Source organism: Dechloromonas sp. H13 (assembly GCF_009469615.1).
Classification (GTDB): Bacteria; Pseudomonadota; Gammaproteobacteria; order Burkholderiales; family Rhodocyclaceae; genus Azonexus.
This window is the reverse complement of sequence record NZ_SSXX01000011.1, coordinates 1-12,033: the sequence shown is the minus strand read 5'-3', so window position 1 is coordinate 12,033 and position 12,033 is coordinate 1. Positions and strand designations below refer to the sequence as shown.

Annotated in this window: 12 protein-coding genes; 3 read left to right on the top strand and 9 right to left on the bottom strand. The window is 70.1% G+C overall.

The window, feature by feature from the left end; all coding sequences use genetic code 11:
* Positions 1-55: 55 nt before the first annotated feature.
* A complete protein-coding gene (locus GH660_RS17355; protein ID WP_194266354.1) occupies positions 56-958 on the top strand; it encodes a metallophosphoesterase in 903 nt (300 codons plus the stop codon).
* Here GH660_RS17355 and GH660_RS17350 read toward each other — a convergent pair.
* From GH660_RS17350 to GH660_RS17320, 7 genes are all read right to left on the bottom strand, one after another.
* Entirely contained in the window at positions 937-1,215 is a 279-nt protein-coding gene (locus GH660_RS17350) for a type II toxin-antitoxin system HicA family toxin (protein WP_153148023.1), read from the bottom strand. The two genes, GH660_RS17355 and GH660_RS17350, sit on opposite strands and share 22 nt — an antisense overlap.
* Positions 1,216-1,271: 56 nt before the next feature.
* Positions 1,272-1,769, bottom strand: coding sequence for a phosphatidylglycerophosphatase A (locus GH660_RS17345; protein WP_153148022.1), 498 nt, complete (start codon positions 1,767-1,769; stop codon positions 1,272-1,274).
* The gene (gene thiL / locus GH660_RS17340) at positions 1,762-2,742 is read right to left on the bottom strand and encodes a thiamine-phosphate kinase (protein ID WP_153148021.1); all 981 of its coding nucleotides are present in this window, start codon (positions 2,740-2,742) and stop codon (positions 1,762-1,764) included. The genes GH660_RS17345 and thiL overlap by 8 nt, the downstream gene beginning before the upstream one ends.
* Positions 2,742-3,230 carry a transcription antitermination factor NusB gene (gene nusB / locus GH660_RS17335; RefSeq protein WP_153148020.1) on the bottom strand — a complete coding sequence of 163 codons (489 nt, stop codon included), beginning with the start codon at positions 3,228-3,230 and terminating at the stop codon, positions 2,742-2,744. Before nusB ends, thiL begins: the two co-directional genes overlap by 1 nt.
* Positions 3,227-3,700, bottom strand: coding sequence for a 6,7-dimethyl-8-ribityllumazine synthase (gene ribH / locus GH660_RS17330; RefSeq protein WP_153148019.1), 474 nt, complete (start codon positions 3,698-3,700; stop codon positions 3,227-3,229). The genes nusB and ribH overlap by 4 nt, the downstream gene beginning before the upstream one ends.
* Before the next feature lie 4 nt (positions 3,701-3,704).
* Positions 3,705-4,826, bottom strand: a complete 1,122-nt coding sequence (gene ribBA, locus GH660_RS17325; protein WP_153148018.1) for a bifunctional 3,4-dihydroxy-2-butanone-4-phosphate synthase/GTP cyclohydrolase II — start codon at positions 4,824-4,826, stop codon at positions 3,705-3,707.
* 81 nt (positions 4,827-4,907) lie between these two features.
* Positions 4,908-5,477 carry a YceI family protein gene (locus tag GH660_RS17320; RefSeq protein ID WP_194266353.1) on the bottom strand — a complete coding sequence of 190 codons (570 nt, stop codon included), beginning with the start codon at positions 5,475-5,477 and terminating at the stop codon, positions 4,908-4,910.
* Between the two features lie 127 nt (positions 5,478-5,604).
* Here GH660_RS17320 and GH660_RS17315 point away from each other — a divergent pair, with 127 nt between their 5' ends.
* Both GH660_RS17315 and GH660_RS17310 read left to right on the top strand, forming a co-directional pair.
* Positions 5,605-7,104 (top strand): polyamine aminopropyltransferase, encoded by a 1,500-nt coding sequence (locus tag GH660_RS17315; protein WP_153148016.1) that lies wholly within the window; start codon positions 5,605-5,607, stop codon positions 7,102-7,104.
* Between the two features lie 60 nt (positions 7,105-7,164).
* Positions 7,165-9,843, top strand: coding sequence for a cation-transporting P-type ATPase (locus tag GH660_RS17310; RefSeq protein WP_153148015.1), 2,679 nt, complete (start codon positions 7,165-7,167; stop codon positions 9,841-9,843).
* On the opposite strand, the gene GH660_RS17305 is transcribed toward GH660_RS17310, so the two are convergent.
* Together GH660_RS17305 and GH660_RS17300 are read right to left on the bottom strand one after the other, a co-directional pair.
* Positions 9,816-10,892, bottom strand: a complete 1,077-nt coding sequence (locus GH660_RS17305; protein ID WP_153148014.1) for a lipocalin-like domain-containing protein — start codon at positions 10,890-10,892, stop codon at positions 9,816-9,818. The two genes, GH660_RS17310 and GH660_RS17305, sit on opposite strands and share 28 nt — an antisense overlap.
* Positions 10,892-12,033 (bottom strand): ABC transporter permease (locus GH660_RS17300; RefSeq protein ID WP_228276548.1); only part of this gene is annotated, 1,142 nt, incomplete at its 5' end. The genes GH660_RS17305 and GH660_RS17300, both read right to left, overlap by 1 nt.

Below are 12,033 nucleotides of genomic sequence, written 5' to 3'. Positions count from 1 at the left end.
TGCCGCCCATGCGCTCCTCTCCCTTCGCTCGGGTCGCGCGAAGCGACCGGCGGCAATGTCGACTCCGCCATCCGACATGAAGCACCTGCTCGTGCTGTTGGCCCTGCTCGTCGGCGGCAACGCGGTAGCCGCCTCGCCGACCGTCCTGAACGTCATCGGCGACACCGGTGACTGCGAACTGGCAGGCACGGCGCAGGTCGCAGCGGCGATGCGGCGGCAGCCGGATTTCCGGGACGTGGTGCTCGTCGAGGTCGGCGACCTGGCCTATCCGGTGGCGACGCGCGAGCGCCTGCTTGCGTGTCACGAGCCCCATTTCTCGACCTTCCCGAAGCGCCTGGCGGTGCCGGGGAACCATGACTGGGCGGACAGCAACGCGGCCGGTTTCTTCTCGATCTTTCCCCGGCCGGTGCCGCGCGTGGAAGACCTCGGCGGTCCCTGGAAGCTGGTGCTGCTCGACAGCAACCTGCGCGGCGATGCCGGCGAGGCGCAGTTGCGCTGGCTCGACGGCGTGCTGGCGGAGAGCCGCGACGCCTGCCTGATCGCCGCCTGGCATCATCCGCGCTGGTCGTCGGGCCGGCACGGGAACCTGATGGCCGTCGATCCCCTGTGGCAGCGGGTCGTCGGCCACGTGTCGCTGACCCTGCACGGCCACGACCATCATTTCGAGGCGCTGCCGCGCTTCGATGCCGGAGGCAACCCCAATGCCGCGGGAACGGCGTCGTTCGTCGTCGGCACCGGCGGCGCCCGGCCCTATCTGCCGGGCCTCGGTCGCCATCCGGGGCAGGCGATCTACGGCCGGCACGGCTATCTCAGGCTGACGCTGGACGGGGATGCCTATCGCTGGCGCTTCGTCGGTGTCGATGACCGGGAATATGCCGCGGGAGAGGGGCGTTGCCGGCGTACCGGGGGACGCCCTTATGCGCCGCCCGCCCCGCCTCAGGCCTTGTCGGCCTCGTAGGCGGCCAGCGTCACCCCGGCGTGGGTCAGGATCTCGCGCAACTGCTTGATGTCAGTCCGGCTGCAGGTGTTGCTGTTGTGCGGATGGTGCAGGAAGGCTTCGACCCGGTTCAGCGTGATCTTGAAGCGGGCACCGTGCGAGGGTTCGACTTCGGCACCGAGGTGGTGGAGCAGGGATTCGATTTCGCGCCAGTGGATGTTGGCCGAGGGCGGGTCCTGGAAGATGCTGCGCATCAGGTTGGCATGCTTGTGGCTCATGACGGGGCTCCAGGCGATGGATGATGCCGGTATTCTATGCCTGTTGCGGTCGACCGTCAGGAAATGGCGATTTTCAGGAGGGCCAGGCAGAGCAAGGTGTAGCCGGCGGCGACCAGGTCGTCGGCCATGACGCCGAAGCCGTTCTTGACGTGGCGGTCGAAGTAGCGGGCGGGCTGCGGCTTGGTGATGTCGAAGAAGCGGAAGAGGACGAATGCCGTCGCCTGCCAGGGGAGGGTATCGGGCGTCAGCAGCAGGACCAGCCAGAAGGGAACGATCTCGTCCCAGACGATGCTGCCGTGGTCGGGATCGCCGAGCGCTTTGCCGGTCCTGTCGATGACCCAGATGCCGAGCAGGTAGGCGCCGGCGAACGCCCAGAGCAGCGTGAAATCGGGAAAGTGCGGGCGGAAGAGGGCGAAGCTGAGCCACGCGAACAGCGTGCCGAAGGTGCCCGGCGCCCGCGGCGCGAGGCCGCTGCCGCAGCCGAGGGCGAGGAAATGCGCCGGATGGGCGAGGAGGAAGCGGAGGCCGGGAGTGGCGCGGGCGGGTTCAGCCAAAGTGGTCGTAGCCTCGCCGGGGAAATTCGACCGGATTGCGATCGGGATCGTAGACCGTGACCGCGCCGGCGCTGCCGGCGACCATGCTGCCGATGCACCACAGGGGCAGTTCGAGGCGCGCGGCGATCCGGCCGACCGCCTGCGCCTGCGCCGGCGGGGTCGTGAAGCACAGCTCGTAGTCGTCGCCGCCGGTCAGCTGGCATTCGAGGGCGAGGCGCCGGAGGTCGGCGTCGTAGCTGTCGCCGCTTCCGGCCAATTCCCGCAGGTGCGGCAACTGGACGAGCTGCACGTCGGCGGCGAGGCCGGAACGTTCGCCGATGTGGCCGAGGTCGGCGAGCAGGCCGTCGGAAACGTCGATGGCCGCCGACGCGACGCCGACCAGCGCCTGGCCGAGGGCGACGCGTGGCCGTGGCTTCTCCAGCGCGCCGACGCACAGGCGGTTCCACGGCGGCGGCAGGGCGATCCGCCCCCGCAGCTGGGCGAGGCCGAGGCTGGCGAGGCCGGGGCGACCGGAAACCCAAACCAGGTCGCCGGCCTGCGCGCCGTCGCGGCGCAGCGCCCGGCCCGGCTCGCATTCGCCAAGCGCGGTGATGCACAGGTTGAGCGGCCCGCGCGTCGTGTCGCCGCCGACGATGTCGACGCCGTATTCGTCGGCGCAGGCGAAGAAGCCGGCGGCGAATCCGGCGATCCACGCCTCGTCGACCGCCGGCAGGCTGCCGGCGAGCAAGGCCCAGCGCGGCGTCGCGCCCATCGCGGCGAGGTCGGAGAGGTTGACGGCGAGCGCCTTCCAGCCGAGGTTGTGGGGGTCGGTGTCAGGCAGGAAGTGCGTGCCGGCGACCAGCATGTCGGTCGTGATGGCGAGCTGCTTGCCGGGCGTCGGCTGCAGCAGGGCGCAATCGTCGCCGGGGCCGAGGATGGCCGACGGCGTCGCGCGGGCGAAATACTTGTCGATGAGGGCGAATTCGCCGGGCATCAACGGCCCTTTTTCTTGGCTTCCACTTCCGCCGGGCGCACTTCGGCCGCCACCTTGTCGAGCACGCCGTTCACGTACTTGTGGCCGTCGGTGCCGCCGAAGGCCTTGGTCAGCTCGATGGCCTCGTTGATGATGACGCGGTAGGGCGTCTCCGGGTTGTGCACCAGCTCGCAGGCGCCCATCAGCATGACGCACGATTCGATCGGCGAGAGTTCGCGGAACGGGCGGTCGATATGCGCGGCGACCAGCGACGTCAGCCTTTCGTGCTGGGCCAGCACGCCGCGGATGGTGGCGAGGCAGAATTCCTTGTCGGCTTTGGCGAAGCCGTCGAGCTCCGGGAGCTGGGCCTCGATGGCGGCCTCGTCGGCGCCGCCGACGCGCCACTGGTAGAGGCCCTGCAGCGCGAACTCACGTGCCCGGCGGCGCGCCGACTTGGGCGGTGCCTTGGGTTCTTCGGGGTGCTCGGTATCGGTGAGGAAGGTGGTCATTTGGCGAGCGCTTTCTGCAGGTTGGCCATCTCGACGGCGGCCTGGGCGCAGTCGGCGCCCTTGGGCTGCATGCGGACCTCCGCCTGCTCGTCGGTTTCGCACGTCAGGATGCCGTTGGCGATCGGCACGCCGGTTTCGAGCTGCACTTCCATGATGGCGCGGCAGGCGTCGTTGGAAACCACCTCGAAATGGTAGGTTTCGCCGCGGATGACGGCGCCGAGGGCGACCAGGGCGTCGAAGCGGCTGCTCTGCGCCATCGTCTGCAGCACCAGCGGGATTTCCAGCGCGCCCGGCACGCTGGCGATGACGACGTTGGCATCGGCGACGCCGAGGCGCTTGAGTTCGGCGACGCAGGCCGAGAGCAGGCCCTCGCAGACCGGCAGGTTGAAACGGCTCATGACAACGCCGATGGTGAGGCCGGCGCCGTCGAGATTGCTGTCGTATTCGAAGATGTTGTCGAAGCGGGACATGGCTTTAGAGCTCCGCGGGAGAGGTGACGAAACCGGTGACTTCGAGGCCGAAGCCGGTCATGGAGGGCATCCGGCGCGGGCTGGAGAGCAGGCGCATCTTGGACACGCCGACGTCGCGCAGGATCTGCGCGCCGATGCCGTAGGTGCGCGGGTCCCACTTGGTCTGCGGGCGCGGTGCGGCGGCGTTCTTCTCGCCGGTCAGGCGGGCGAGCAGCGCCTCGCCGTCTTCCGGGCGGTGCATGAGGACGATGACGCCGTGGCCGTTCCGGGCCAGCGCCGCCTGCGCCTGGTCGATGGTGAAGGACTGCTGCTTGCTCGCCGGGTCGAGGAAGTCGAGCACCGACAGCGGTTCGTGGACGCGGACCAGCGTTTCGCCGCCGGCCGGGATTTCGCCCTTGACCAGCGCCAGATGGGTGGCGCCGCTGGCGCGGTCGACGTAGGCGTGCATGGCGAATTCGCCGTGCGCGGTGCTGATCGTCTTGCTGGTGACGCGCTCGACCAGCGTTTCGGAGGCGGCGCGGTAATGGATCAGGTCGGCGATGGTGCCGATCTTCAGGCCGTGTTCCTTGGCGAAGTCGATCAGTTCCGGCAGGCGGGCCATGGTGCCGTCGTCGTTCATGATCTCGCAGATGACCGATGCCGGCTCCAGGCCGGCCATCCCGGCGAGGTCGCAGCCGGCCTCGGTGTGGCCGGCGCGGACCAGCACGCCGCCTTCGCGGGCGGTGATCGGGAAGACGTGGCCGGGCTGCACGATGTCGTCGGCGGTCGACGCCTTGGCCACCGCGACCTGGATGGTGCGCGCACGGTCGGCGGCCGAGATGCCGGTGGTGACGCCCTCGGCGGCCTCGATCGAGACGGTGAAGGCGGTGCCGTACTGGGTCTTGTTGTTGCGCGCCATCTGGGTCAGGCCGAGCTTGCGGCAGCGCGCCTCGGTCAGCGTCAGGCAGATCAGGCCGCGGCCGTGCTTGGCCATGAAGTTGATCGCTTCCGGCGTGATGTGCTCGGCGGCCATGACGAGGTCGCCCTCGTTCTCGCGGTCTTCTTCATCGACCAGGATGACCATGCGGCCGGCCTTCAGTTCGGCGACGATCTCGGCGGTGCTGGCGATGGCGGGATGGGGAGGCATGGGGTTCCGGACGGCAAAAATGGGGGTGTTATTTTCGCAGAAACGGGCAGACGGCACATGACTTTAGTGAACCCGCCACGCTCACGGCGGCGGGTAGGCCTCGACCTGGACGTGCAGGCGCACCTCGTCGCCGATGAAGGGCAGGCCGGTCTGCATGCCGAAGTCGGAACGGCGCAGCGTGCCCTGCGCGTCGGCACCGCAGCCGCGCTTGCCGATCGCCAGGTTGAGGCCGCACTTGAAGCGCGTGATGTCGAGCCGCATCGGCCGGATTTCGCCGAGCATGATCAGCTTGCCCTCGACGGCGACCGGCCGCTCGTCGTTGAAGATGAAGCGCTGGCTGCGGAAGATGATGTCGGGAAAGCTCTCCACGTTGAACCAGTCGGCGCCGCGCAGCACCTCGTCGCGCAGCCCGAAGCCGGTGTCGAGCGAGGCGGCGTCGATGCGGATCTCGATTTCCCCGCTGCGCGCCTCGGGGTCGTAGCGGATCTGGCCGGAGGTGTGGCGGAACAGGCCGCGCTGCGTCGAGAAGCCCATGTGGTCGATCTCGAAATTGGCATAGGTGTGGGTCGGGTCGATCTGGTAATCGACGGCGGCGGCCGGCAGCGCGAGGGCGGCGAACAGGGCGGGCAGCAGGAATTTGAGGTTGGTCACGGTCGACGCTCGCAAAAGGGCAAAAACCAGGATGGCCGGAATGGCTTTGTGACCGGCGTCGCCGACAGGCGTTCCCGGCGGCCGGCAAAATGCCGGAGCTTCCGGTTTCAGGTTAGCATCCCCGCCCATGCGGCACGCCCTCCTGTTCTCCGTCTTTGTCATCGCCTCCTGCGGGCTGGCCTACGAACTGGTCGCCGGCGCCCTGTCGTCCTACCTGCTCGGCGATTCGGTGATGCAGTTCTCGACGGTGATCGGCACCTACCTGTTCGCGATGGGCGTCGGCTCGTGGCTGTCGAAGTACATCACGCGCGACCTCGTCGGGCGTTTCATCCAGATCGAGCTGATGGTCGGCCTGCTCGGCGGCTTCTCGGCGGTCGGGCTGTTCCTGGTGTTCACCTGGCTGGCCGGGCCGTTCCGGCTGGTGCTCTATCTGGCGGTGTTCGGCGTCGGCGTCCTCGTCGGGCTGGAGATTCCGCTGGTCATGCGCATCCTCAAGCGCGAGCTGGCCTTCAAGGATCTCGTCTCGCAGGTGCTGACCTTCGATTATCTCGGCGCCCTGGCGGTGTCCATCCTCTTCCCGCTGATCCTCGCGCCGCATCTCGGCATGATGCGCACCGGCCTGCTCTTCGGGCTGCTCAACGTGGCGGTGGCGCTGTGGGCGCTGCACCTGTTCCGCGCCCAGCTGCCGGCGCGGCGCTGGCTGGCGGTGCAGAGCTGGACGGCGTTCGCCCTGCTCGCCGCCGGCTTTGCCGGCGCCGGGCAGCTGACGGCGCTGGCCGAGACCCACGTCTACGCCGACGAGATCGTCCACGCCGAATCGACGCCCTACCAGCGCATCGTCGTCACCCGCTGGCGCGACGATCTGCGCCTGTTCCTCAACGGCAACCTGCAGTTCTCGGCGCACGACGAATACCGCTACCACGAGGCGCTGGTCCACCCCGGCCTCGCCAGCCTGCCGGGCGCGCGCCGCGTGCTGGTGCTGGGCGGTGGCGACGGGCTGGCAGTGCGCGAAATCCTCAAGTACCCGAACGTCGAGTCGGTGACCCTGGTCGATCTCGACCCGGCGATGACCTCGCTGTTCGCCACGGCGCCGCCGCTGGTGGCGCTCAACGACGGGGCGCTGAAGTCGCCACGGGTCAGCGTGGTCAATGCCGACGCCCTGCAATGGCTGGAAGAGAGCCGGGACTACTTCGACTTCATCGTCGTCGACTTCCCAGATCCGGCCAATTTCGCCCTCGGCAAGCTGTACACCTCGGCCTTCTACCGGCTGCTGGAAAAACGCCTGGCGGCGCGCGGCCTGCTCGTCGTCCAGTCGACCTCGCCGCTCTACGCCCGCCAGTCGTTCTGGTGCGTGGTGACGACGCTCGAAGACGTCGGCTTCAGGACGGCGCCCTACCATGCGCTGGTGCCGTCGTTCGGCGAATGGGGCTACATCATCGCCGGCCGCCAGGAATTCGCGCCGGTTGCGGTCGACCTCCCGAAAACCCGGTTTTTGACGGCGGAAACGATTCCGCTGCTGTTCCACTTCCCGGCCGACATGGCGCGCGTGCCGGCCGAGGTCAACCGCCTGAACAACCAGGTGCTGGTCCGCTACTTCGAGCAGGAGTGGCGCAAGGTGGTGCGTTAGAGGCGTTCGCCGAATTGGAGTAATCTGGCAGGCGGAACCGTCATTTTCCGCACCGGATCGATGCACATCGCCAACCTCTCCGTCGCGGATGCCCTGGACAGCCTGAGGACGTCCGAACACGGCCTGACCGCCGCCGAGGCGCAAAAGCGCCTGCAGGAATACGGGCCGAACCGCATCGAGGAAATCCGCGGCGACCCGCAGTGGCGGCGCCTGCTCGGCGAATTCACGCATTTCTTCGCGCTGATCCTGTGGGTCGCCGCCGGGCTCGCCTTCTTCGCCGAAGCGCGCAGCCCCGGCGAGGGCATGTGGCAGCTCGGCGTTGCCATCGTCGCCGTCATCCTGGTCAATGGCTCGTTTTCCTTCTGGCAGGAATATCGTGCCGAACAGGCCATCGCCGCCCTGCGCAAGCTGTTGCCGCAGGTCGTCAAGGTCGTGCGCGCCGGGCAGCTGCAGACCCTGCCGGCGGAAGTCCTGGTGCCCGGCGACCTCCTGCTGCTCGAGGCGGGCGACAACGTCCCGGCCGACTGCCGCCTGATCGCCGGCGCCGATGTCCGGGTGAACCTGTCGACCGTTACCGGGGAGTCGCTGCCCAGGGCGCGCCGCCCGGAACCCGACGCGCCGGCCGCCGCGCTCGACAGCCGCAACCTGCTGCTGGCTGGCACCGCGCTGGTTTCCGGGGAGGGGCGGGCGGTCGTCTTCGCCACCGGGATGCGCACCGAGTTCGGCCGCATCGCCCATCTGACGCAGACGGCGGCCCCTACCGTCTCGCACCTGCAGCAGGAGATCGCCCGCCTGTCGAAGCTGGTCGCCGTCTTCGCCACGGTGCTGGGGCTGTCGTTCTTCGCCATCGGTATGCTGATCGGCCTGCCGTTCTGGGCCAACCTGATGTTCGCCATCGGCATCATCGTCGCCAACGTGCCGGAAGGGTTGCTGCCGACCGTCACCCTGTCGCTCGCCATGGCCACCCAGCGCATGGCGCGACGCAACGCGCTGGTCCGCCATCTTCCGGCGGTCGAGACGCTGGGTGCGACCACCGTCATCTGCAGCGACAAGACCGGCACTCTGACGCAGAACCGGATGAGCGTGCAGCAGGTGTATCTCGCCGGCGCGGTGAGCGACGGCGGGCGCCTGGCGACCATGCGCGGCGCCGGCCACCTGCTGCGCAACGCCGCGCATTGCCACAATCTCAAGCCCGGCGTGCGCGGCGGGCAGGCGGTCTGGCTGGGCGATCCGATGGAAGTGGCGCTGCGCGAATTCGCCGTGGCGGCCGATGGCTTCGGCGAACTGCCGCTGCTCGGCGAACTGCCGTTCGACAGCGACCGCCGGCGCATGTCGGTCGTCGTCGAGCACGATGGCGAGCGCTGGCTGTACTGCAAGGGGGCGCCCGAGACCGTCCTGCAGCTGTGCGAGTGGATCGAGGCGGACGGCGCCGTGGGGCCGCTCGACGCCGCCCGGTGCGCGCAGGTCGCGGCGGCGCAGGAGGCGATGGCCGACCGCGGCCTGCGCGTGCTGGCCTTTGCCTGGCGCCGGCTGGCCGGCGACGAGACGCCCGCCGAGTGCCAGCTGGCGTTCTCCGGCCTGATCGGGCTGCACGATCCGCCGCGTCCCGAGGTGCCCGAGGCGATTGCCCGCTGCCGTTCGGCCGGCATCAAGGTCATCATGGTCACCGGCGACCACCCGCACACGGCGCTCGCCATCGCGCGCGATATCGGGCTGGTGCGCGGCGCGCAGCCGGCGGTGGTCTTCGGCGATGCCCTGCGCCGGATGACGCCGGCGCAGTTGCAGATCGTTCTCGACAGCCCGGAAATCCTGTTCGCCCGCGTCACGGCGGAACAAAAGATGCTGGTGGTCGACGCGCTCAGGAATAAGGGCGAGATCGTCGCCGTCACCGGCGACGGGGTGAACGACGCGCCGGCCCTGAAATCGGCGCACATCGGCATCGCCATGGGCATGGCCGGGACCGACGTGGCCAAGGCGGCGGCCGACATGGTCCTGCTCGACGACAATTTCGCCAGCATCGTCAATGCCGTCGAGGAAGGGCGGGCGGTGTTCGCCAATATCCGCAAGTTCCTGACCTACATCCTGACCTCGAACATCCCCGAGCTGATTCCCTACCTGGCCTTCGTCCTGTTCCGCATCCCGCTGCCGCTGACCATCATCCAGATTCTCGCCGTCGATCTCGGCACCGACATGCTGCCGGCGCTGGCGCTCGGCGCCGAGCGGCCGGACCCCGACCTGATGCGGCAGCCGCCGCGCCCGGCGCACGAGCGCCTGCTGTCGTGGCCGCTGCTCGCCCGCGCCTACCTGTGGCTGGGCCTGCTCGAGGCCGGCGTCGCACTGGCCGGCTTCTTCCTCGTCCTCCACCTCGCCGGCTGGCAGTACGGAGAGGCGCTGGGCCCGGCCGAGCCGCTGTATCTGCAGGCGACCACCGCCTGCCTGGCCGGCATCGTGCTGGCGCAGGTGGTCAATGTGTTCATGTGCCGCCACCCGCGGGAATCGGTGCTGCGCTTCCCGCTGACGGCCAACCCGCTGCTGCTGCTCGGCATCGCGGTCGAACTCGGGTTGCTGCTGCTCATCGTGTTTACGGCGCCGGCCAACCAGGTCTTCGCGACGCAGCCGTTCGCGCCCGTCGTCTGGGGCGTCATGGCCTTCCTGGCGCTGGGCTTCGGGGTGCTCGAGGAGACGCGCAAGCTTCTATTGCGCCGGGCGAGTCAGCCGACGCGGATCGGGTCGCCGTAACCGGTCATCTCCAGATAGCCGCGCCCGACTTCCCGGCCGCCTTCGAACAGGCGGGCGGCGCCCTCCCAGTAGACCGCGCCGGTCGTGCGCCGGCTGTCCAGTTCCTGGTCGTCCATCAGGGGGCGCAGCAGAAAATCGCGCCGGCCGACCCGGATTTCCCATTCCACCGGATAGGCGATGCCGGTGCGCGGCGATCGCCAGTGGCGCAGCGGGGCGAAGGCGACGGCTTCCGGCGGATAGGTCCGCGCGGTGCCGTCGGCCGCACGGTAGCTGGCAGCGGCCCACAGCGCCGGCACCTCGCTGCCGCGCAGGCGGAAGGCCATCAGCGCCCCGCCGTCGTCGAGATTGATGCCGATCCAGTCCCAGCCCTGCGCCGCCGGGGGCAGCAGTTCGCTCGACCATTCGTGATCGAGCCAGGCCCGCCCGGCCACCGGGCGGGTGCGCCCGGCCAGCGTCACGCTGCCCGCGGCCGCGAGTTGCGGCCGGCTGTAGTAATGGCTGGCGTGGCGCGGGTCGGGCGCCTTGGCGCTGAAGCCGGCGGCGCCGTTGAGCAGCGGCGGGCCATCCGGGACGAGGTTCAGGGTGTAGGCGAAGTCCGCGCTGCGCACCTCTGCCCGGTAGCGGTCGCCCTGCTGCTCGAAGCGCCAGTCGTCGATCCAGACCGCGGTCCGCGCAGTGGCGAAACCGGCGCGGCCGAAGGCGGCGCGCGCCGCGCGCTGGTCGTGGCGCAGGCGGCCGAGCGCGGGGTCGGCGAGGGCGGCATGGGCGAGAACCAGCTGGCGCGGCGCGAAGGCGCTCGGGTTGTCCTCGCCGATCCCGGTCCGCACCCGGAAGAAGGTGGTCTGGAAGCCGAGCGGGCGGCCGTCCGGCAGCTCCAGCCAGCCCGTCGCGTACCACCATTCGCTGCGGAAGTCCGGGTGGGCGCCGTGGTCGCGCGGGAAGGCCAGCGGGCGCCCCGGCAGCACCGGCGCGAAGGCGGCCGTCGCGCCGGCGGCGACTCGTGCCGCCGCCAGGCCGGCCAGCGCCAGCAGGAAGTCGCGACGCTGCATCACCAGTCCTCGCGTACCGCCAGCACGGCGTCCCGGCGCATCGCCTGGCGGCCGGCGAGCACCGCGGCGAGGGCGGCGAGCGCCACCAGGCCGACGGCGAACAGCGTCAGCGACCGCCACGGCACGTGCAGGTCCATGCTCCAGTGGAAGCTCTGCCGATTCACCACCTCGATCAGCACGAGGCCGATGGCGCCGCCGGCGAGCAGCCCGGCGAGTACGCCGACCCCGGCGGCCAGCGCGCCCTCCTGCGCCAGCATCCAGCCGATCTGGCGGCGCGTCAGGCCGAGGTGGCGGAGCATCCCGAACTCGCGGCGGCGGGCGGCGGCCAGCGCGGCGAAACTGGCGGCAACGCCGGCCAGCCCGATGGCGATGGCGACCGCTTCGAGCAGGTAGGTGACCGCGAAGGTGCGGTCGAAGATGCGCAGGCTGAGCGCGCGGATTTCGCCGGGGCGGGCGACTTCTAGCAGGCCGGGGGCGGCGAGCGCCGCCAGCGCGGCGGCCACCTGGTCGGCGTTCGCCGTCGGGGCGAGAAAGATGGCGGCATCGTTGACCAGGCGGTCGCCGGTCAGGCGCCGGTAGTCGGCGAGGTCGATCATGACGGCGCCGGTCTGCCGCGCGTAGTCGCGCCAGATGCCGGCGACGTGCAGGTCGACGCTCCTGCCGGCGAGCGGCAGCGTCACCTGTTGGCCGCGGCGCCAGCCATAGAGGTCGTGCATCGCTTCCGAAATCCAGATCGCCGGCGCACTGCCCGGCACCGCCTTGCCGACCAGCGGCAGGTCGCTGCCGTCGCCTGCCAGCGGGCGGGCGATCAGGGCCACCGGCGCCGCCCCGCCGGCCAGGCGCAGGCTGTCGTGGCGGGTGAAGCTGCTGCGGTCGACCCCGTGTGCGGCCGAAATTCGCCCCTGCAGGGCTTCGTCGAGAAAGCCGCTGCTCTTCGCCTGGCCGGCGCGCAGGTAGAGGTCCGCCGGCAGGAGCTGGTGCAGCCATTGATCGACCGACTCGCGGAAGGAGGCGACCATGATTGCCATCGCCGCCGCCAGCGCAACGCTGGTCAGCACCCCGGCGGCCGCCACCACGGCGTGGCCCGGCGCCGCGCCGAGGCGCGCCGCGGCCAGCCGGGCCGGCACCGGGCCGCGCGCCG